At 53.5% G+C, this 21,236-nt stretch carries 17 protein-coding genes; 5 read left to right on the top strand and 12 right to left on the bottom strand.

Annotated elements, in window-relative coordinates; translation table 11 throughout:
• Positions 1-22: 22 nt before the first annotated feature.
• A complete protein-coding gene (locus ACFE8X_RS02930) occupies positions 23-1,849 on the bottom strand; it encodes an FG-GAP repeat domain-containing protein (protein WP_375449956.1) in 1,827 nt (608 codons plus the stop codon).
• A gap of 111 nt (positions 1,850-1,960) precedes the next feature.
• Between ACFE8X_RS02930 and ACFE8X_RS02925 the strand changes: the two genes are divergently transcribed.
• Entirely contained in the window at positions 1,961-2,179 is a 219-nt protein-coding gene (locus tag ACFE8X_RS02925; protein ID WP_375449955.1) for a helix-turn-helix domain-containing protein, read from the top strand.
• A 42-nt stretch (positions 2,180-2,221) separates the two neighbouring features.
• Here ACFE8X_RS02925 and ACFE8X_RS02920 read toward each other — a convergent pair whose 3' ends face one another.
• The 5 genes from ACFE8X_RS02920 to ACFE8X_RS02900 all read right to left on the bottom strand — a co-directional run bounded on the left by ACFE8X_RS02920 (position 2,222) and on the right by ACFE8X_RS02900 (position 5,284).
• A complete protein-coding gene (locus ACFE8X_RS02920; RefSeq protein ID WP_375449954.1) occupies positions 2,222-2,617 on the bottom strand; it encodes a response regulator in 396 nt (131 codons plus the stop codon).
• A 48-nt stretch (positions 2,618-2,665) separates the two neighbouring features.
• The gene (locus ACFE8X_RS02915) at positions 2,666-3,724 is read right to left on the bottom strand and encodes a sensor histidine kinase (protein WP_375449953.1); all 1,059 of its coding nucleotides are present in this window, start codon (positions 3,722-3,724) and stop codon (positions 2,666-2,668) included.
• Positions 3,725-3,929: 205 nt separating this feature from the next.
• A complete protein-coding gene (locus tag ACFE8X_RS02910; RefSeq protein WP_375449952.1) occupies positions 3,930-4,298 on the bottom strand; it encodes a hypothetical protein in 369 nt (122 codons plus the stop codon).
• Positions 4,299-4,301: 3 nt separating this feature from the next.
• A complete protein-coding gene (locus ACFE8X_RS02905; protein WP_375449951.1) occupies positions 4,302-4,754 on the bottom strand; it encodes a DUF6641 family protein in 453 nt (150 codons plus the stop codon).
• 134 nt (positions 4,755-4,888) lie between these two features.
• A complete protein-coding gene (locus ACFE8X_RS02900) occupies positions 4,889-5,284 on the bottom strand; it encodes a DUF6626 family protein (protein WP_375449950.1) in 396 nt (131 codons plus the stop codon).
• 821 nt (positions 5,285-6,105) lie between these two features.
• Between ACFE8X_RS02900 and ACFE8X_RS02895 the strand changes: the two genes are divergently transcribed.
• Positions 6,106-8,685, top strand: a complete 2,580-nt coding sequence (locus ACFE8X_RS02895; RefSeq protein ID WP_375449949.1) for a hypothetical protein — start codon at positions 6,106-6,108, stop codon at positions 8,683-8,685.
• Positions 8,686-8,690: 5 nt separating this feature from the next.
• Positions 8,691-10,292 (top strand): hypothetical protein, encoded by a 1,602-nt coding sequence (locus ACFE8X_RS02890; RefSeq protein ID WP_375449948.1) that lies wholly within the window; start codon positions 8,691-8,693, stop codon positions 10,290-10,292.
• A 7-nt stretch (positions 10,293-10,299) separates the two neighbouring features.
• On the opposite strand, the gene ACFE8X_RS02885 is transcribed toward ACFE8X_RS02890, so the two are convergent.
• Entirely contained in the window at positions 10,300-11,157 is an 858-nt protein-coding gene (locus ACFE8X_RS02885) for a hypothetical protein (protein WP_375449947.1), read from the bottom strand.
• Between the two features lie 169 nt (positions 11,158-11,326).
• Here ACFE8X_RS02885 and ACFE8X_RS02880 point away from each other — a divergent pair, with 169 nt between their 5' ends.
• Positions 11,327-11,896: a tyrosine-type recombinase/integrase gene (locus tag ACFE8X_RS02880; RefSeq protein ID WP_375449946.1), complete on the top strand. Its 570-nt coding sequence runs from the start codon at positions 11,327-11,329 to the stop codon at positions 11,894-11,896.
• 121 nt (positions 11,897-12,017) lie between these two features.
• Positions 12,018-12,410: a hypothetical protein gene (locus tag ACFE8X_RS02875; protein WP_375449945.1), complete on the top strand. Its 393-nt coding sequence runs from the start codon at positions 12,018-12,020 to the stop codon at positions 12,408-12,410.
• Between the two features lie 273 nt (positions 12,411-12,683).
• Here ACFE8X_RS02875 and ACFE8X_RS02870 read toward each other — a convergent pair whose 3' ends face one another.
• From ACFE8X_RS02870 to ACFE8X_RS02850, 5 genes are all read right to left on the bottom strand, one after another.
• On the bottom strand, positions 12,684-15,071 hold the full coding sequence (locus tag ACFE8X_RS02870; RefSeq protein WP_375449944.1) for a DNA-directed RNA polymerase subunit alpha C-terminal domain-containing protein: 2,388 nt from the start codon (positions 15,069-15,071) through the stop codon (positions 12,684-12,686).
• Between the two features lie 113 nt (positions 15,072-15,184).
• On the bottom strand, positions 15,185-15,565 hold the full coding sequence (locus ACFE8X_RS02865; protein WP_375449943.1) for a hypothetical protein: 381 nt from the start codon (positions 15,563-15,565) through the stop codon (positions 15,185-15,187).
• Complete coding sequence (locus ACFE8X_RS02860) at positions 15,562-17,547, bottom strand: AAA family ATPase (protein ID WP_375449942.1); 1,986 nt, start codon at positions 17,545-17,547, stop codon at positions 15,562-15,564. The genes ACFE8X_RS02865 and ACFE8X_RS02860 overlap by 4 nt, the downstream gene beginning before the upstream one ends.
• Before the next feature lie 208 nt (positions 17,548-17,755).
• Positions 17,756-19,867, bottom strand: a complete 2,112-nt coding sequence (locus ACFE8X_RS02855) for a DEAD/DEAH box helicase family protein (protein WP_375449941.1) — start codon at positions 19,865-19,867, stop codon at positions 17,756-17,758.
• Positions 19,868-19,892: 25 nt separating this feature from the next.
• A complete protein-coding gene (locus ACFE8X_RS02850; protein WP_375449940.1) occupies positions 19,893-20,936 on the bottom strand; it encodes a DNA-methyltransferase in 1,044 nt (347 codons plus the stop codon).
• Positions 20,937-21,236 lie beyond the last annotated feature (300 nt).

Raw genomic sequence — 21,236 nt, 5'->3', positions numbered from 1 at the left:
TGTGTGCCGCCCAAATTTAGGATTACTCGGGGTAAGCCATCAACGCCAGATTTTGGGTGTTTGAGATGAGCAGAACCGGCTTGCCCTCGATCTGCAGGGCGTTCTCGATGGTGTAGCCGTTGACACTCAGGGCCAGTTGGAATTTGCCACCCTCGTTCAAGAACACCTGCGACGCCACTTCGTCACCGCTTCCCGACCTAGCTATGATGTCCTGAACCCCATCGTGCTCATAGGCGAAAACCCGCCTCATCCAAACATAGCCCGCATCCGATGTGCTGACGTATTCCATGTTCGCGCCATGGACATACGTTTCGGTCTCGTCCGTGAAATTCCCTTCGCCGTCGTTCTTTAGGTACTGGATGGCGTAGCCCTTATAGAACGGCGACGACATGGCCAGGAGATCGACTGGACCGCCTTCGGTGCCTACGATCGGTTCGATACTAAGATATCGTGGTCCATTCTCGGATTTGGTGATTGGACTGTAGACGTTCGGCAAGGGCGACTTCGGGAGTTTCACGCCCTCTGTGTCGCCGAATTCGCCGTCACCAGAATTTAGGAACAGCATTGCCCGCTCGTTACCCATCACCAGGTCATCTGCACCGTCGCCATTCACATCGGCAAAAGTCGCGGTGAAGAACGCCTTCGTGTAGGCCAGCCCGGAGGGTGCGGCGGTTTCCGAAACTTCGCTCACCTCGTTTGGCCCAAACCGAAGTATCTGCGAACCCGCACCGGGTGTGCTGTCGATCTTGGCAACGTAGATGGCTTCGCTGCCATCAGTGGTGATCCGACCCAAGGCAGCATCGTGGGACCAGCCTTCCCGTCTCGGAAGCAACGCGCTGCGATCTTCCCACTGAAAGTCGGCGTTCAGCACGAGCAGCGTGTCTAGTGATCCGGTCCAGGGCTTTGCATCAATACCGCCATTGGCGATGAAGACGCTGGGGCGGCCGTCCACGAATGTGCCAACCGGTACTGCTCCGGGATTGTCGACCAATGGGGCGCTGCCAGAAGCCAACAGGGCCGTGGTCCTGTCTATATATGAGTGGAAGACAGGGTCGTAGCTGAGAAACTGGATTGGGGTAGGGGTTCCAGGCGAGACCGTCCAAAGAACCATGATGTCAGGATAGTCAGGATTGCGACCTGGGACCGGGACCGCCTCAACGATATAGGCATCCTCGCGTGGTGCCGTAGCCAGAATGGGGATGTTGGCGAGCACGCCGGAATTTTCGGCGTTGTCCTGATCGGTATACGTGAAGGTCAGGGGCAGGCCCGGCGGAACCATTGTTTCAATCTTGGGAAAGACCCTTGGTGCGCCATCAGCCAGAATTTGCTCCAGTTCGCCGATGTCATACGCTTCGCATCGCGACAGCAGTTGTGGTTTGACCGAAGGGTCTTTGCTTATGCCGTTCTCCAGGAACGCGAATGTCACCGCACCATTGCGGTCTGTGCGGGCAAGGTACGTGGTCGTGATGGTGCGTCCTTCGGGGCGAACAACCCGCACCACGTCAGCACCGAACTGCTTGTATTTCAGGATCGTATCGCCTGCCTCGTACTCGAAACCATTGCGATCAGTTCTCGGATGCATGTTCAGGGTTACATCGGCCTCGACGGGATCACCGGTTGCCACCGTGCCCTGATATTCCTGGAACGAGCATCGCCCATCTCGACAACTGAATAGCTGGCCGGTGGCACCAAAGCAGGCATTTTGGGTCGCCGCATAGAACCCGGTGGGAATTTCGTCGTCAGCAATTGCGCCTGCTATATGGCCAAAGAGGAAAAGCGCCGCCACGACGCCAATCGTCTTATTCATGTGCCCCGCATGCTTGCGCTGCCCGTCAAATTCGTAAATCAAACCAACCCCCTGTCCCTTTTAAGGGACACTAGTGCCACCGCTGCATAGGGTAAAGGCGAATGTCCCCTATAGGGGATAGAGACACAAGGCGCCGCAAACGACTTTGCGCGCATGCGGCTTGCAGAGGTTTTTGGGAGAAGAGTGCGGGAGGTTCGCCACGAACGTGGTTGGACGCAGGAGCAGCTTGCCTTCGAAGCGGGTGTAAAGCGCGCCTATCTCAGTGAGGTTGAGAACGGTCAGCGTAATGTCAGCTTGGATGTGGTCGAAAAGCTTGCAAAGGCGCTTGGGGTAACTGCGGAATCTTTGTTGGCGCTGATTGATCAATCTTAGAACTGCAAGGAACCCTTGAGCCATGCCCACTACGTCGCCCTGCTAGTTCCTGTGGTCGTTGGCGAGCATTTCACTCATCATCTGAGTGATGCTGGTATCATCATAGGGCTTGGAAAAGAACCTTGCTCCTGATGGAAGCTGGCTTTCCTCGAAAATGGCCCTGCCTGAGGCAACAATCAATTGGATCGGAGGCCAGCGGTCGCGAATGTAGTGCACCAGCTTTAACCCATCCATTGTGCCTGGCATTTCAATGTCAGTGAACACCAGACGGATGTCGTCACGGGATTCGAGTATCTTGATTGCCTCATCTGCATCTTGCGCTTCCAAAGCCTCAAAACCGGCACTGATGACCAAATCCAAGGCGGCCTGACGAATAAGGGCGTGATCTTCAACGACTAGGACAACGTGTCTATTCAACGGGACTGGACTAGAGGACATCTGTTTCTCGAATGGTAGCAATGAGTTGTAGACAAGAACCGCTCAACCCTAGGCATCTGCGAAAACCACATCGTCAACAATAGCGGCCTCACGGTGAGCTATTGAAACTTTGGTGCCTGGCCTTTGGTTCGAAATCGTCACTTTGGCTTCAAGACTCTTTGATAGGGCCTCGACTATGTTCGTCCCAAGTCCAGGCTTGGACAGCTCTTTGTTCTCTGGCATTCCGATGCCATCATCGCTCACAGTCAGCGTCCAATTTGCTCCATCTGCGTCGTAGGCAACCTTGATTATGCCGTGCCGATGTGCGGGAAACGCGTGCTTCAGCGCGTTAATGACAAGCTCGGTCACAATAAGACCCAGGCTCACGGAAACGTCTGCTTCGATGGAACTTCCATCAACATCGACCTCAATTGAAAGCTGGTTATGGTCGTGCACCATTGAGGCACTTAGGCTCTTGCAAAGCTGAGCCAGGTAAGGTGCTAGTTCGACATCGCCAAGTGTCGAAGCCGCAAGCTGTTTCTGTACGGCTGCAATAGACATCACCCTGTGGTGGGCATCACGTAGATGGCCCCGAGATTCCTCTGACTGTACCTTACGGGCGCTTTGCATAAGCACGCTGGCAATTATTTGCAGACTGTTGGCGACACGATGCTGGACCTCACGCAGTAAGATGTCCTTTTGCCTGACTAGGTCATCTTTGTATTTCTCGTCAGCGCGAGCTTGGGTCATGTCCGCAACCGCCATCAACAAAAGCACCTGATCTTTGTCCGAATAATCGAGCTTGTGAGCGCGAAGCACTAAGTGACAGACAGGATTGCCTTTGCGAACGAGGTCCATTTCATAGGCCTCAATGTCTGCAGCTCCAGAGGCGGTAGCTTCAAGCAGTGATGTGAGTTGCGGCGCAGCCCATTCTCCGGCACCCAATTTGGCAAGGTCATGACCTGAAATATTGGCAGGATCGATCCCAAAGGCTTTGCAGAAGGATGCGCTTGCGGCCACAACCTTCAGCTTCTCGTTGAGGAGCAGAAGCGGCGTGCTGGACGACGTAATCACAGCCAAAGTCAGGCTCAGTGCGGCTTCGGGATGCAACGTGATTGGGGCAACCATAACTGGGCCTCCGGTGCTGGAGGCTCGCAAAGCGAAAGCCATATGCAGCAGAGCTAAGTATCACAATTTACCTGAGGCCCGGACGTAAACGTCTTCGTGATGGGTTGGTTGCGCAGGATGTGTCGCGGCACCAATGGATCATTCCAATGCAGGGCACGGTGCGCAACGCTTGCAGTACCATCGCCTTAGCCGCGGCACTTACAACCTAGTCGAACATCAAAGCCTGCCAGCCGCTTTCACGTTTCCATTTTCGGAGACGGACTAGCTGCACACGTAAGGCGCTGAGCCGAACACGGGATTGCCAACGTGCAGTGTCGGTTTTCGCTACTTCCCATTCGTCCTGGTAGATGCATTCCTGCAGGCCCAGACCGAATTCCAACGAGTGAACCACGCTGGCCAATTCGAGAAGCGTGAATGCACTGAGCCGCTGGTAGGCATCGTGATTGCCAAGCCATTTCTGCGAATAGTCATCAGTGTCCACGACAAGGCCCAGCAGCGTGAGCTGATGGGCAGTTTGTCGAAGCACCGGCCTGAGACTCGTGGCGATGAGGTAGGTTATGGTCGGCGCGTCCAACGGTCAGGCCTTTGCTGGCTTTGCCTTGGGGATCGGCCGTACAAACGGCGAGACCTTGAGCTGTTCATCGAGTTCGCCGGCGACAATGGCTTCACGCAGCGTCTTCAGCGTCTCGGGCAGCTGCTCGATGCCACCAACTTCAATGCTGACCTTGCCCGGTACCACTTCCATAACGCGGTTGCCTTGGCGCAACGAAACCATCAGCTTGCCCTGCTCATTGGCCCACCACCAACGCTTTACGTGGACGGGCTTGGTGATCAGCTGCTTCTCGGTGCTGCCCTCGACCCGCACCCATTTACGAACGCTATGCAGGTAGTCGGAACCATCCAGCTCGCACTCAGCAGCGGTGATCTGGATATCCAGCTGTTCCAGCAGCTTCATGCGCTTGCGCGCCACTGGCGAAAGCTTTTCACGCGGCGATGCGTCGGAGAGGGTCAGTTTGGCAAGCAGGGACATATTGGACCTCGTTGAATGAGGTCTTCTCAATTAAAGCCTTCTGGTGGCCAGCACGACCGATTTGTCGCCGCAAATTTTTTAAGCGCCTTAAATTCCAGCATTGCCTCCACGCAGTGAAGCAAGTCTAGAAGCTTTTACCGCCTCGTGATTGCCTGACCTATCCGCTGCACAAAGCTGGCAATGCGGATTGGCGACGTTGGTAAAGTGGTTTGCGCGGCTATTTGCCATGCACGAAAGCTCTTCACTTCGATTAGTGCGGCCTGCGTCCGATCCAGTGCAGATTGCCGGTCCATTCCATCTACAGGCATGACTGCGCTCCACCTCAGCTGTTGAACCCGCATTTCAAGTCGGTCGCATAAGAGCACGATCAGTGCGTCAGGGACGTTCCGCTTTTTTGCTTTTGATGAGCTTAGGTAGCTAGCAGATTGCCCTAGCCAATCAGTTGAGAATTCGGCCTGTGACTTAACAAGGCCTGCAGCAATCATCAGTTGGCAAGTGTGGTCGATTTGGTGAAGGTTGGAGCGGGTCATATGTTCCTCATGTGATGGGCAGCAGTGCTGCTCAGCGTATTTATGAGGACAGCGCGTTCTGACCGAAAACTGACGTATTTCCTTAATTCGCAGCACTGAGAGCAGCGCCTGGGATAAATAAAACGTATGAAACGCAACGCGCGAACATAGCGGGAATTGAGTGGACGACCTTTGCTGGGACGAAGACCAGCACTGAGGCACCCGCAGCCGAACGGAACGAAATGCGCATTGGGCTCCTAGCAGGAACACCCCCAATACGCTGGACCAAAAATGAGCAAGCGCGCCGTAGTGCTCAGCCGGATTCGCATTTGACGGATCGAAAGGGTCGCCCCCAATGATGCTGGGGAGAAAAGATCACGTTATTGGCTTCTGACAGGTGGCCAGACGTGAACTCCGCAGTCGTGGATATTCAGTGCGATCTTGGAGTGTTGTGCAATTGCACTAACCGCGTTTGGGTGAAAGCCCAGAAGGCCGGGGAACATCGGTTCTAGGAACGCCGCCGATACCTTAACATCCCCACTGAATAACTGCCTCACCGCATAAGAGCTTTACCTTGCCCTGTACCAGAGTTCATCGCCTGGTACGGGGGGGAATAACTGCTCTTCCGCATAAGGATCAGCATTCGTCGTCCTAAATCGATGAAAGCGAAGCACCAGAAAGCGCAGTGAAGCTGACGCAGCTTGCGAAGTCAGATGAACTGCTAGCTTTGGATGCATGCCAGCGTAGCGTGCATGCTCCATAAACCTTGACCAAAATATACCGACGACGAAAGGTACGAAGCCCAAACAGGCCAGTGATTCCAAGAAGAAGAGCTTCGACAAGTGGCCAGAATTCTCTTTCTGATTTCAAAGCAGCATTTCATCAGAACAGGTGGCATCGGGTCGTTTTACCGAGGCTTCGCGCACATGGCCGATAGGCTCGGGTGGGAACTAACTTGCGTGTTGGACGAGGAGCCAAAAGGCCAATACGCGGCGTTAATGAAACTTGTCACCACAGCAAGATATGTGTGGCCCACGAACCCGCAGTCCTACGCCAAGGCACCTGGCAGCCCGCGTTTCGGCGTAAAGGAAGAGATCAACGGCGCAAAGATCGAAAATTTCCGGCAAGCGCTTGAGTCGGCTTTGGTGAACAACGCGCCAGACTTGATCCTGATCAACACACCTGATGCGGTTGATGCCGTTGAGAGTACGGCTGTACCAGATCATTCGAGGGTTGTGTTCTACACTCACCACGAAAACCTCTTTGACCGAAGACATCGATCAAACGATGTCTTCTCCGACAGCTACAACCAGTTTCTGTACCAGATTGGTGAGCGGCCCAACGTTATCGTCGCAACTCAGACCGCATTCAACATGCAGCGCCTTGACGGGCTGAAATTCTCCAATGTGCCCGTCGTTCTGCCCATGCCAATTCCTGACCAAGAACTGCTTCGCCCAACTAACCCACCTTCGAAGGAGGGAGTGCTCTTCATTGGCAGACACGAACCTCGCAAAGCGCCGAAGGTATTTGCCGAGAAAGTTGCAAAGGCCGGGCTATCGGCAAAAATTCTGACTAATAAGCAAGGTGCCGCGAAATTTAAGAAGACACTTCAAGATGCTGGCGTGCAGCATTTTGACATCCAGTTTGAACTGACTGGACAGGCAAAAGCGGACTTCATTGCGTCCGCCAAGATCGCATTTCACACCTCCCGATCGGAAAGTTACGGCTTCTGCGCGATGGAGACTCTTATCGTAGGATTGCCAACCCTGTGTTTGCTAGAGCGAGGTTGGTGGAAGAATTTCGCTGATCAAGGGGTGCATACGTCCACCATGCGGGACGCGTCAGCGCAACTGGTGACACTATACGGCGCCTCAAACGAAGGTCCAATCGATTGGCATGCGCGGGAGCAGGCAACGGAAAAAGCCTGGACCGACTTTCTGTCGGTCAGTTCGTCTCGTCGCGATGTCACACCGGTTGGCATAGTCCCTGAGCAAGTCGCAAATAGCCTCGCAAAATCACTGGCACCTGGACCAAGTGAGCACGGCCCGCTTTTTGACGTTGAGGGCACACTTCAGGACTACACGCAGAGCCCATCACTGCAGAATGTCGCATTGTACCTCCCCGCCGTAAGTCCAGCATTTGTACAGCCCCTCGACGGCGGAGTGCGGACCATCTGGGGCAGCCTTACCAATCTCGACCTCCAGTTCTTGAGCCCCAGCAGCAAACTTTTCTACTATCCATGGTGTCTGTATAGCGCTGGCCAAGCGGCAAAAACCGCCTCGTTGTCGAAGAAAGACAACTGGCTAACCAGAGCAAGAGCCGATCCCCGCGTTGTTGTGCTTGGTGATAGTGGTGGATTTCAGATTCAGCAGGGCACGATCGAATTCAAGCCAGAAACCACTGAGCGCATGCTGCGTTGGATGGAGCGGATAGCAACGCATTCAATGACCCTGGATTTCCCAACAGGCGGCATATCGCTGGGATCAATGGGACCTCATATCCAGCGTTTGGAAGCAGAAGGGTACAGCATCACCGCGGATGCAAAAACTTACGGCTTCTCGACTGGCTTCATGGCCTGTCTAGTCCAGAGCGAAATCAATCTCGCAGAGTTTCACCGCCTTCGGAGCCCAGGCGCTACTCAACTTCTAAACGTAATCCAGGGCCGAAACGATCGTGAGAGCCAGTTTTGGTATGATCGTGTCAAACAGTATGACTTCGAAGGTTGGGCATTCGCCGGAAATCACCATACTCAGCTGTCCCTAACGTTGCGACGATTGATCGAGATGCAGCGAGACGGTCACCTAGCAAAAACGAAATGGATCCACTTCCTCGGCATTTCAACGATGAAGGCAGGAGTTGCCCTCACGTATTTGCAGAGGGCGTTGAAGCGCGCAGGGTTGGGACATCGCGACCTTCAATTATCGTTCGATTCATCCAGCCCAACACAAGCTGCCGTGAAGGGATATCAGGCGATTGTCGGTTATGAGATTTCACCTGACAATTGGGCGTTTCGACCCAAGCACATAGCCCTGGAAGAGCATGTGGGGTCAGCGCTGACCATTCAGGATTTGGCGCGTGGATGGCGGAAAGAGGGACCGGACCGACATACTGCACACACTTATCTTGGCGCCAATATTCCGTTCAAAGACCTCATAAAGGCACGACCTGGAAAGCTGCCAACGCAAAGCCGTGATCAATCTGTCCTTCTGATGCACCACAATACTCAGGCGTATATTGAGGGGTTCCGGGCGGTTTACAAAATACTGGAGGCGAAGAGCACGATCCATCGTATTGCGCCATTGCGGCATTTCGAATTGATGCTGGACGCCATTCTAAAGCCGACATCTACTGGCGATTGGGCCAAGGCGCTAGAATACGTTGATGAGTCTGCTAGTGCGCTCGACGTCTTCATGTTGGAGTAAAGATAATGCCAAAAAAGCCAGCAAATGACGTCGATGCCGCGCTCGAAAATGAAGCCAAGCGCCTCCAATCGATCCGCAAGATCGTTGCTCAATCAGACAAGCACTACATGGGCTATCAAGAACGACTGACGGAAGCATTGGTCGACATTTACGGGTTCACGCTTGAACTGACAGAATCCAAGCTGATCGAGGCCTTTGTTCTGAGCCATGATGGCTTCACATGGGGAAAGGTGGCGCGTGATAACCATTTCCAGCCAGTTGCCAAGCTTGCTTTCGAAGGTTCTGCCAGCCCAGCTTCAGCGAGTAAGTACTCTACGGTGCTGGCATACGCGCACGAGAGCGGTATTGCGCCAGACAAGATCAAAGATTGGCTTGCCGAGGGCATTGAGGAGCGTCTTGCACAAGCGCGGTCCTCCTCAGCTTTCGACACCTATGACGAAACGCCGGAAGAAAGACTAACTCGCGCTTTGTCTTTGCTGTCAGCGCCCGTCGGGAAGGCACAAGCCGTTTTGGCGAATGCAATCCCCCCAATATCAGGCGACACGCCCAACGCCGCGATTTCCGATTTCCGCAAGGCGCTGGTGCGTATCGTTGGTGGCAAGTTGGAGATCGTGAAAGTCCTGCAATCAAGTGCAGCGGAGCTTGAAAGTGAGATTGTTGGTACTGTTCCCAAAGACCCCCTGTTGGGGAGGCGCAAGCTCACCGCAAAAGCCTATTATGATGTATTTTGCGCATGTGATTTGATGTCTCGCTTTGCACGTGGTGCTGACGCGTCCGACCTGTCAGGTTACGCTGTCCCGAAGAAAGGAACACCTGACTACGAGATTTGGCAAAAGTCCGTCGAAGCCAAAGGCAAGGCCAAAAAAAGCAAAAGCCCTCCCAGCACAAGCTTGCGGATAACGCACGAGGCCGGGGGCTGGATTGCCGAGATGGTCAGCACAAGGCCAACCTTCCCAGCCGTCCGGTACAAGTTGGATAGCCAGCTAGATCATCTCGACCCAGCAAAAATCTATGCCATTTCCAGGCAGCAGGCGGAGAGGATTGCTGATGGATTTATTCGTAGCGCTGAGTGGACGTTGAGAGTTCGCAAGCAAGTATCAGGCGGTGCCGATATTGCCGGGGAAACTGAAATTGTCTTGGATGAATTTGATCCGAAACTCGCTTGGAACCAGTTGGGCAAACTGACGGCATTCGGTGCCAGCTTCGGTGTGGATGCTGATACATTCCGATCCATGCGGACTTGGAACGCTAATTTCAAGGAAGTCACTGGCTCATCATTGCCCGGCCTCATCGGGGTCAGAGTTGAAAAATCTGAACTGACGCTGTTTCCAGCAGGTAACAGTGATGCAGCTCTGGCGCGGCGACTGTCACTGGTCAAAGCCGATGCCAAATACTCTTCGGCCTTTTCCAGCAGGTGGCTGCTTAGAGACGATCTCCTTCAGATCACCTCGATAAATGAGGACTACGGGCGGCCCATGACCTGCAGCTTTCTGGACGGCAATGAGAAACTGGCCGGCTTACAAGTGGAGTTTACTGGCGCAACCATAACTGTGCCGCTGGTCGTATCTCTTGGCGGCGACTACGCAGAGATTGCTGCCCCGGTGTAGCGGCGCCTCATTTGGCAACCTCGTTCAGCTTGTTGGCGCGAGTCTTGCGCTCTCTAACGGGCTCTGGTGTTCGAAATAGCAGTTTGGATATCTGAAACATCGTTTTGTCTACATATCGCAGCGTATAGCCGTCGCCCAGACGATTGGTCAGGGCCTTTGTCATCTCGACAATCTGAAGGGCCTCGTCCCGTTTTGGTTCGCGTGCTGTGATATTGGTGAAGCCTAGCACCCTAGCTGTGGTTGTCAGATGTATGTCGGGTTTGCATGCAATGCCCAGGTCGGTCAAGAGATGAAGGACTGTAATGTGCCTCCACCTGATGCCTAGCTCATCTTCCAGCTTCGGCACCAAAACCCTCAGGTCTGCATCTGCAAAATCCCGGACGGGATATTCGTCCAGAAGCTCCCGACGTCGAAGCCATTCCGCAGCGCTCACAATGGCATAGTACCGTGACCGCCCAATTTGACCCCGGACGTCCTTAACAACCTGACCGTTGTCGTCGGCATTTAGAAGATCCCGAGCGATCCGGCCATTTGCTGTGAAGGAAATGTTCGCGTTCTTTGAGCCTTGGTGGGTGATCGAATAGTCACCTTCTTCCCGGAAAATCTCCCTCCAGTGGCCGTCGAAATGTTGCCTGAGCCTGGCAACTGTGTTGTTGGCGCCCGTTTCGTTATTGCCGGCGTGAATAGGCTTGTTCCAGATTATCGGCCAAAGCGCGTCAGCCGTTGCAACTTTTGGGTCTAGAACTTCGCTTGCAAGTTTTGCCGCATCAGACTTGGCGTCAGGAAATTGGCAATGCAGGTCATGCTCTAGTTCCAAGAATTTCTCGGTCGCGCCTTCTGGGTATAGTCGATCAGCTTGCTGCATATGCATTTTCTGCCAGCCCTAAACACGGCATGCAAGAACATAAGAAAATTAGCAGTAGTTTACATTCCCGCATAACCCGTTGATCCTGCTGAGGATCACTCTTCAGTCGCTCTGACCGCCAAACGGTAACATAACTTTCCCGCAGGAAACCTCGGGAAAGGTGACATTCATGAAGCAGGCAAAGGTGCTGGACGACGCTGAGTTGAAGCGTGCGCTGGCTGTTGCAGCTCAGGGCAAGCACGCAGCGCGAAATCGAATGGCCCTATTGCTGTCTCATTATGCGGGGCTCAGGGTAGGCGAGATCGCTACGTTGCGATGGTCTGACGTGCTGGGGACCGATGGCGAGATAAAGCAGCAGTTTTACCTCAAGGCGGAAAACACCAAATCCAATGAAGCAAGGCCCGTACACGTCAGTAAGCGGCTGCAGCGGGAATTGGTCACGTACAAAAGTTGCGTAGCGCAACAATTTGGTCTGGTCGATCCGCTGATCCCTTCGCAGACACGTGGCGCGTTCTCGGCAAACAGCCTGTGTCAGCTATTTGGACGACTTTACGCAGAGGCCGGCATTGACGGCGCGACTTCACATAGTGGTCGACGCTGGTTCATCACACGGCTAGCGCACTCAGGTGTATCCCCGAAGGTTGTAATGACCCTAGCAGGACACCGCAGCCTAGCCACAACACAGCGGTACATTGATGTGAATGACGAGATGATGGCACGGGCTGTTGAGACGATTTGACCGCGTTTCCCGGGGACCGAAAGGCAACCAAACAAGGAGTTTGCTTCCCTGGCGCCTACATGAATAATGATCTTTGGCGGGCTCGGCTGTAACTTAGAGGCTACAGTCGAAAGGACCAAAGATGCCCGAAAAAACACTATATCACGTACAGAGAGGCGTTGCAGACAAGGATTTCAACCCCTCCAATTTTCCAGCCCTCGAGATGTGGTTGGGAACTTTTGGAAAAGAGGACTTCGGCTATTGCCGAAGGTTTTTCCCCGGCCATTTGTATGAGCAAGAACGACAGTGGAAAGACAGACCGCTTAGTCTCGCGTTCTACAAACCCGCCGAGCAACCGGGGAGGGAGACGTTTCAAAGGGGGCGTCTGACGTGCCGAGTGTATTGGGTTTACAATCGCTATGGTCGATCTGTACGCGCTGAGATCCCTGTTGGTGGTAAAGAGAAATGGTCCGAGTTTTTTGAGCAGCTGGATCGCGTGCTTCTGCAGTACAAGATGAAGTGCGATGCTGCCTGAATGGTCTCGATCGCCGTGTTTGGGCGGTCTTGCTTTTTTGAGCAAAGGCAGTCGTCACGGTAATTCATCTCAGACGCGAAATTAGCAAGTCAAACGGCGCCTGACTCATTCACATCAGGTGGCTGATGCGCAATCTGATCGCAAACAAAGTTGCGCTTCGCAACATTTTCGCATGACGACCCGCTGATGCCGCCATGGCTGCGCACTATCGGGGAATTGCCCTTAATCACATGATTGGCTCATTCTGAGTATCCACGACATGCGGGTGGAACGCTACCCAACATCCAAAAGTTGGGGAGTGTCTTCCTCTGTTTCCGCCTGTTCATCCGAAAGCGTCCACGTTTCGCTGGCAGTGTCGTACACTGCGCCCAATGCCTGGAGACAGGCCGAAATTGCAGAGCTCGGAAAGTCACGTTGGACCTGTCCCCGAACAGCTTCTGATATCTCTGAGAATGTCACTGGCATAGCGGATGAAGAAATAAAACTGCGGACGGCGTCGGCAATACCCACGCGTCTAGGACTCCCCCATTCAGCAAGGTAAAGAAACCGTCCCGTACTAGTTCGGAGGCGACTATCCGTTATTGCTAGACTGAAGAACGCAGGAACTGTCAGTCCCATTGAAGCCAAGACAGAAGAATGGGCGAGTTCTGACTCGTGAATTCCAGAACCTCGTTTTGCTAGTATATCGACTAAGGCACCCAATATTTTGGGTTGTTCGCGGCGTTTGATGGGGATATCTCGATCATTCAATCCCCAAATAGAAGGTGCGATCCTAATAACAGGGTCAATCGGATGAATCTGAAAAGCGCCGTTGACGCCTCGAATATGGCGCACTCTCTCCCTGATTTGGTCTGCACTAAGTGGTTCCCCAGCGTCTTGAAGGGCGACAATAACGGCCTGACGAATATCGATACGATTTGCGTCAGCACTTGGCGATTCCACGTCATGCCACACAAGTCGGCCCAGTCTTTCTAGCTGGCCAGATTTCCGTAGGGCAATATCAAGCAGGTATTTGTCCATGCCCTCAATCGCCAACCCTCTCTCTATAAGTTCAGTGACCAACTCATTGGTGTGCCACTGGCGGCCAGGTTCGCCTTCGAAAACAATTTCCGCTGCTTGTTCCGCTACAAGGGCCATATGTTCCGGTGTTACTGTGATGTGCCGGTCCAGACCATACACGCCACGGTCCATCAAAAAGGCGACAGAGGCAGCGGCGTTGTGAGCGCGTCTGGCATCAATTTCTCTGCCTGCCCGTAGCGAAGCGAGGGATGCTATCTCACTATAGTGCAGTGGACGATCGGATGCAGCTAGCACTGCATGCACAATTGTTTCGGCTCCTCGGCCGTAGGAGACAAGTGTCTTGTTCCCTTCGACATCCACAAATTGACCATACCGAGACGCATGTTCCCACAGAAGGTCGCGAAACTCGCTGCAGGACTCAGGAAGAATCGCAATGACCCCTGCGCGACAGTGATCCTCTGTCCAAGCACTGCCGGCCCCACTCTCAAGGAAACGTCGGGCCTCCCCCACTGACCCTTCCCACGTTTCCTGGTCAAGCATACCGATGTACTCGATCTCATCGATGCGAACTATCTTCGCTGGCCCCTCAGAGACCATGGACAAAAGATACCGGAGTGCGTGAGCTTCCTCTCCTATTCCATCAAACCAAGAGTCGGCGGCATCGATGCCTCTTAGAGGGAGCGGCATCCTTCGATTGCTTACGAGTGTTGTAAGTTTATGGGAAAGTAGGTCGTCCCAAATTTCTTCGCGTATCAGCCGGCGCGTGACTTTGGCTTCGACCTGTCGTATCCGCTCTCTAGAAACGCCGTAGCGCTCACCTAGCTCCTGAAGCGTTTCCGGCTCCATCCCAAGGCCCATCCTGCGAAGCATAATTTCGCGGCTGCGGTCCTCATACTTGAATAGCGAGCGCTTGATCGACTCTATGAGTGTTGAAGTCACGCCCTCGAATTCGAAGCGATCCTCGAAATGCGGACCATCATCGAGTGCGGCTTCGAGGGCCACCATCACATCGTTGGCGGACTTTCGACCGAAATTTTGAGTCTGGAGCAAGCCACCTATTGAATGAGTAGCCAGATCGGCAACGGTCTGAATTTTCAGAACCCTGAAGACGTTAGTGACGCGAACGCTTGGGTTCATCGAATCGAACGTGCGGTCTGACAGCCAGGGAGGGGCGGCTCGGGCTACGGCGCATGGGTCACTACGATCACCGGCAATTAAGCAGTCGAGCCTATAGATACCCGCAGCCTTTCTGAGGTCATTGTCGAGGGAAGACTCTCGCTCAAGATAGTCGGCATCATCAAAGATAGCCGCTTCACGTAGAACATTACCAAGTTCGGGATAGTCTCGGACAAACAGCAGAACCCAGCCAGAAAGCTTCCCGACTGCAACAGGAGCGGACACCGCTTCCAAGGGAGGGAGCTCCGAGTCGTCAACGACGTATCCCCATCCGCGCGTCCCTAAGTGAATGCCGAGTGATCCCACGCGTGCCAGTTCACCTTCAGATGCACCGAAAGTTGTAGGCAGCGCATGTTTGGCGGAGGTAGTGACAAGCAATCTACCTACCCGTTCTGAGACAATACCTTCAAACTCTGTAGACGGTGGGCGGTCGAATCCAACATGAAGCACGCCCACAGTAAACATTGGATCCTGGCGCCCCAACCAAGCGGAGACCAAGTCCTCCAAATCCCGGTGGACAGTAACAGACCAACCGGAAGGTTGCTTCAGCATCAAGAAGGCGCGAAGCGCCGTCGGCATTACTCTGCCGCCTTATCTGCGACTTGAGAAAGTATGCCGGCAAAATCAATCTCGCCGTTCTGGAGCTGCGCATATAGATCGCGTACTCCCCAGTCTGCGAGCCTCTCGATCAGCCTGTAGGGAGTTGTGTTTTCAAGTTGTTCGGGCAGGAGAGCCTCCACAGCCTTACGCAAAGTCTGTTCAGGATCGAGGGAGCCCCGATTAAGAAATGGACTTCTCTTCACGATTTCATCTGGAACAACACCCTGTGCCAGCGCCAACGCCGCAGCAAATCTAAAGCCATCCATCTTTTCGGCAAACACACCAGCCTCAATAAGTGCGTTAAGCTGGTCGTTCCCAACCTCCGACACACCAATCGTGACAATTTCGTCCTGTGTCACAATGAAGTCCTCTCAATGCGCGAATGGGTCGGAGAAACTTCCTTGATCTCATACGCCGCGCCAATCCTTGAACGGATGCCAGCAAGGTCGCTGTCAGGACGTATCTCACCACTATGGACAAGTAGGACAAACTGACTGGTGACTGTCGGCAGGTAGTTAAGAATGTTGTCGCGGTGTTTGAGGTCCAAACGGCCAAAAGGTGTATCCATAACCACAGGTCCAGTAGCGCGACCTGTGCGATTGAGGCCATCAATAAGCGACAATGCAACCACTTGCTCGGCTCCGGCGCTCCGCAGGGGCACCTTCCGACCGTTGCCGTCGATGATGCTGAGCCCATAGTTCGAATTTATTTCGAGGCCGCGATACCCCTTCTGTGTGGTCATCTCTTTGAAAGCGTCATTCGCTAGGCTACCAACGCGTTCACGCAAGCGATCACGCAGACGCTCGATGCTTTCCGCGAATGTGCGTTCCAAATCCGCTGCAATAGTCACCTTGACGGTACTCTTGCGTGCTCGCCCCGGTGCAAGGCCTTCAATTGCCTTCTGGCTTATCGCTAGGTCTTGTTTGGTCTCATCAAGGCGCTTGCGGACTGCATTAATCTCGTTCTGAAGCCGCCCTTCTTCCCGAAATGCCTCATCCTTAAACACGCGCTTCCTTGCAAGCTCGGCAGTGTCCTGGCCTGCGATTTCATCCGAGATTGTCTCGATTTCGTTCTCCGCGCGCTGCAGGCCCACCTCGGCGACACGAAGATCTCGGTCAATTTCTGTCAGCCGCTCTTTCGCGCGGACACCGCGAATCTTGTCCAGGGCAGCCAGCTGCGCAGCAATAGATTGAACCTCAGCACTTGTGTCGGCTGCCTTACCGATCTTTATTTGTAGTTCGCCCAAGCTTCCACCTAGCTTGTGCCTGTGGTCCTCATTCATGTCTTGCCCACACACGGGACAGGTCTGAGTGGAAAGCAGTTTCTGAAGATTCTCAATTTGATCTTCCAGCCGTCCCTGCTGCTTGATTGCCTGCGCGAGTTCGGTCTGTCTGGCGTTGAGAAATCGCCGCTTAATGCTCAACTTGGCATCAAGCAAGTCCTTCCATGCATCGCCAAGCAGGGCGCGACGTTCCAAGGTCTTGCGATCAATAGCGGTGTTAAGTTCATTTTTCTGAACCCTTAGCGCATCCAATTTGGCTTTTTGAGACAAGACTACAATCGCGGCGTCGAGTTCGTCCTCAAGTTTAATCCTTTCCGCGCGGGTTGTGTCGAGCTTCTCCTGCAGTGCAATAGCATCGCGCTCAAATGTGTCTTGCCGCGCGGTCAATTCTTTCTGACGGCCGGCTTGTTTTTCCAGACCGTTGATCTGGGCAATCTCAGCGCTTTGTTTTTTTGTCGAGCTCTTTAGGATTGATCCCAGCTCATCGCGGCCTTTAATCAACGACGGCACGCCTAAAACCTTCTCGATTGCTTCCTTGATCTGCCGTCCTTGCTCACTGCCTTCGATCAGCAGGCTTTCGTACTCTTCCAGCAATTCGCCATCGAACAGAAAAAATCGCGAAATTTGCTCTGGGGCGATCTGATCGATTTCTAGTTCTATTTGGTCTCCGGCGATGGCCTCGCCATCTCGGGTCAAATGCAATGATACTAAGAAGTCGTCGTTCCGCGATGGAATGGCCACGTGTGGTCGACGGGACGCAGAGCGTCGCAAGTCGTACTTGTGCCCGTTTGCTTCGAACTCAACGAAGACCTGGAGGGACCAATCGTCTTCTAGCGCTGCCTCCTTATTGACCATGTCGGCAAGCGCAACCGGCCGCGAGTGCCTCCCCAGGGCCTTGCCGTAAAATCCCCAACGCAATGCGTTTAGCAAGCTGGTTTTACCGCGCATGTTATCGCCAAAAACGATCATTATGTTGCGGTAGTCATCGGTCGGAAAATCAACGACCATCTGGCCTTTGTAAGGCATAAAATTAGATGCAGTGAGCCGGAGTAACTTCATTCGGATTTGTCCTGAGTGTCACCCGTTAGTGCTTTTACCTGCTCATCAATGAGCCGCTCCATTGCGCTTGCCGAGATGGACCTATCTTCGCTGAACTGAAATCGCTTTTGGATCAAATAGCACTGCCGAAGGAGGTTCTCGTCCAAGGTCGGACAAGTGACTTCCCTAACGGTAAGCAAGGTCGCCAAGCTCAAATCTTCTTCCGTCATTATTCCTCGCTCTCGATTCCGTCGCCAATTAGGTCGTCAGGATCGATACCCATGTCCATCGCGATTCTGCGTAGTTCAGCACCACCGGTGCGATTGAGCGCGTGTGTCGAGAACTCGATTGAGCGAACGAGCTCGGCGCGCAGTAAGCTCATTTGTTCCGGCTCATTCTCCGCACTAACGGGAACTACAATTGCGTCGTGAATGACTGCAATTTCCTTCCCCGGAAAGCGACGCAAGACCCGGCCACGACGCTGAATAAATTGCCGAGGATTTTGTGACGACGCTAGAATGAGACCATGAGAAATCGCCGGAATATCTACACCTTCATCCAAACAGCGGATCGACACCAATATTCCCCCGTACTGCCGAAACCGCGACATCGTCGCTTCTCGGTCGCCTGCCATACTAGAGTGATATTCCATTGCGTCGAGGCCGATGTCTCTTAGGCTCAAAAGCACGTCAGCCAGCTGATCTGAATCTTCACAGTAGACTAGCCAGCTTTGGCCAACCTCAAAATTGTCTCCAAGAACCGATGTCGCTAGCGCAGTCTTTGCCTCCGCTTTTTTTGCGATGCGCGCACGGCGGATCAATAGCATTTTTGCCTTTTCGCTGACCGGCTTTTTCCCGTTTTCGTCCGCTTTTTGGCGCGCTATCTCCAGCTGAATAGCTTTCGTAACTTCCTTCCACTCGTCTGCCTCAGTCGCGGTCAGGTTTATTGGGTGCGGAAAGTATTCATATGGCACTAAGCGGCCCGCGTTTATTGCATCGTTTAAGGTGATGGGCGGCGGTACGACCCCACCAAAATACTTGAACATGCGAGCGGTGCCATCAGGATCACCATATCGCTGAGGAGTTGCGCTCAGGCCCAACCTCGCGCCGGCATCCAGAGAATATACCTTAGCGTTTTGGCTGCTTCCGGTTTGGTGCACCTCATCGGCGACCAGAAGTAAGTGAGGCCCTGACATCACTCCGGCCAAGAACTCCGGAGATGACGCGGTCTGCATTGTTGCTAGTACGATACGGCCTCCGAGGCTGGGATCAGGGTCGGTCATACTTTTTAAACGACGAGGAGCGCGCCATTTGTCATTACCTCCACCGGCCAACAGAAGCGCTGCATCCTGGACCTCTTCACGTAGTTCCTTGGCCCATTGATCGAGAAGTAGACGGCTTGGAACCAGCACAATGACGGGTAGGCCCTGATCTACATGACGCTTAATCGCTATGATTGCCGTGAACGTCTTGCCGCTTCCAGTCGCGTGCTCGAAAATGCCGCGCCTACCTTGATTGTCCCAGCCGGAAACTGCCGCATTTTGGTGCGGCATTGCGGATCTGAGATTTTGTCTCACCGGGAAAGCTTCAACACTCACGTTATCTAAACCCTTGAAAGCAGCCCTCTTTAAGTGTTCGATCGCATCTACAGGGAATGCGAAAACTTCGACATCAGTGTCAGTTTCTGACCACAGCGCGTCGAAGTGCTCCTCGTGTTTGGTAACCCGGACGGCTTCGAGACCACCTCGCCAGCTGCAGAAAGCTTCAATTGACTCAAAATTCCCTTTCGGATCCCACGCGCTCCAAGTCTCGTTGGCAGATCCCTTGAAAGATACGCGATTGCCAAGTTCGTCTCCGAAGATTCCAATTTTTTCGTGATAAAGGCCTTTTCGGTCAGCTCTGATCGCAAGTTTTAGGTCGAGTGCTCCCACCGATATTAAAGTTGCCAGAATTCGCGTCTGATACGAGGTGCTACTATCTGACAGCATCGCGTCAATCTGCTGAGCCAAGCGGTCTGCAATTACAGGACTCTTGCTGGCGTAGCCTAACGCGATGGAATCGATGTCGTCGCTATCGAGCTCTGGGGAACAGATCAGATAAATCCGGCCTCCTCTTCTAGCAAACTCCAGGACGCTGGGGCCTGTCACTAGAAAAACGGACGAACGAAAATACCCAGTTGCCCTCTTGTATGACGTGCTGTGCTGCAGACAAGGTCTATAGAAGGATTGTGCTGGCTGCTCTTTTAGCGAACGGTATTCCGTCTTTAGGGAAAGTGCAGACAAATCGCCCTGGAATAAAGTAGGTCCGCTCAAAGGTGGTGCCGCCGGTAAGTCCGTACTCATGGCTCTCTCCCCACCGGCTCACGGATTACTCGGGTTTCTCGTCTTCAAACTCGGCGAACCGACCGCGCGACCCTTTTGCGTATTCGGCTGAAGCTTCAACACCTACCCAGTGCCGACCTAGCGCTTGGGAGATCGCACCTGTCGTATTTGACCCCGCAAACGGGTCGAGTACCAAGTCGCCTGGGTCAGTGAGAAATTGCACGAAAAATGCGGACAACATGGCCTGCATTCTTGCCGGATGTGCGGGAAGCGAGAACCTCTTGCAGTAGTCCCGATAATTTGCGTCCCACCTGGTTCCGGTGAATCGCAGCAATGACTCTGGAGTGGTGCGCTCGTCTTCCAGGTCGATCACGTTTGCCCCAATTGCCCCCCCATGATCTTTTAGGAATCCTGTCTTGGAGATCACGTGCCCTGATGGCCGAGTGCCAGCATTGTATTTCTGGGACTTCAGAAGTTTTTTCATGTCGGTACTGTAGGGGTTAAGAACAGCCCTATTGTCCGCTTTCGGGTTTTCCGATTTTGACAACCACCAGACATGAGTAAAGGAGTCTTTGAGACGCACGCGCTTAATGTTGACCCATGCTGCTGGGCTAGGTAGTCGCGCAGGATTATGACAGATTACGTGTTGGCAAAGATGCAGATTTGCAGCCTTCTTAAACTCAAGTAGAGCTTCAAGTGGAAGGGTGGACATCACGGGAACGCCCGGCTCCCATGCGTTGCCAATTTCAATGACTATTGAGCCGTCATCTGTAAGAAGGTCCGCCAGCGGCGTAGCCAACGATTTAAGCCATTCCAAGTATGCTGCGCCTGTCTCGTTTCCGTATTCTTTTTTTCGAACTAGGGGGAAAGGTGGCGACGTTACGATCAAGTTAACTTTGCCCTTCAACGCAGTCAGGCGATCCGCTGTAAGTGCATCCTCTATTCGTCCGTGGATCATGGTGCCAAAGTCAGTCCGATACGCCTCGGAAACCGCAGCGCCTTCATTTGCTCTGTCCAAATTATCCTGCGGATCAACACTTTTTTCTGGCGCCTCCGAAATAGGGGCGGCCTCATTATTTACGCTGTGCAAAGTCTGTCCCTGACCAAAACTCTCCATCGGCCCGTCAACGACCGATGAAACTACTGTACTTTCGACGCGCTCCGACCGTCGATTATTGCGCGATATACGCCTCAGCTCACGACGCGACGTCGAGTGGGGACCGCCAAATTGTCTCATAGATTGTCCCCGCCCGCTTTTCTTTCATACAAATGGGAGAGCGTCCACGTTGTGCAGGCCGGCGTTGGTCCATGACCTTGCAATATTGTGCGTGCCACTATGGTGTCGAAGCACCCAATGTCGGTGCTAACCGAACCATGCATAATTGGCTGG

The sequence above is a fragment of the uncultured Devosia sp. genome, assembly GCF_964244875.1.
Classification (GTDB): domain Bacteria; phylum Pseudomonadota; class Alphaproteobacteria; order Rhizobiales; family Devosiaceae; genus Devosia.
Note: the sequence above shows the minus strand (reverse complement) of the source record. Positions and strands in the feature narration are given on the sequence as shown.

Bases quoted from the DNA above. Each gene is read 5' to 3' on its own strand.
- ACFE8X_RS02925 (WP_375449955.1), top strand. From the start codon at position 1,961: ATGCGGCTTGCAGAGGTTTTTGGGAGAAGAGTGCGGGAGGTTCGCCAC.
- ACFE8X_RS02920 (WP_375449954.1), bottom strand. From the start codon at position 2,617: ATGTCCTCTAGTCCAGTCCCGTTGAATAGACACGTTGTCCTAGTCGTT.
- ACFE8X_RS02915 (WP_375449953.1), bottom strand. From the start codon at position 3,724: ATGGTTGCCCCAATCACGTTGCATCCCGAAGCCGCACTGAGCCTGACT.
- ACFE8X_RS02905 (WP_375449951.1), bottom strand. From the start codon at position 4,754: ATGTCCCTGCTTGCCAAACTGACCCTCTCCGACGCATCGCCGCGTGAA.
- ACFE8X_RS02900 (WP_375449950.1), bottom strand. From the start codon at position 5,284: ATGACCCGCTCCAACCTTCACCAAATCGACCACACTTGCCAACTGATG.
- ACFE8X_RS02890 (WP_375449948.1), top strand. From the start codon at position 8,691: ATGCCAAAAAAGCCAGCAAATGACGTCGATGCCGCGCTCGAAAATGAA.
- ACFE8X_RS02885 (WP_375449947.1), bottom strand. From the start codon at position 11,157: ATGCAGCAAGCTGATCGACTATACCCAGAAGGCGCGACCGAGAAATTC.
- ACFE8X_RS02880 (WP_375449946.1), top strand. From the start codon at position 11,327: ATGAAGCAGGCAAAGGTGCTGGACGACGCTGAGTTGAAGCGTGCGCTG.
- ACFE8X_RS02875 (WP_375449945.1), top strand. From the start codon at position 12,018: ATGCCCGAAAAAACACTATATCACGTACAGAGAGGCGTTGCAGACAAG.
- ACFE8X_RS02870 (WP_375449944.1), bottom strand. From the start codon at position 15,071: ATGTTTACTGTGGGCGTGCTTCATGTTGGATTCGACCGCCCACCGTCT.
- ACFE8X_RS02860 (WP_375449942.1), bottom strand. From the start codon at position 17,547: ATGAAGTTACTCCGGCTCACTGCATCTAATTTTATGCCTTACAAAGGC.
- ACFE8X_RS02855 (WP_375449941.1), bottom strand. From the start codon at position 19,867: ATGAGTACGGACTTACCGGCGGCACCACCTTTGAGCGGACCTACTTTA.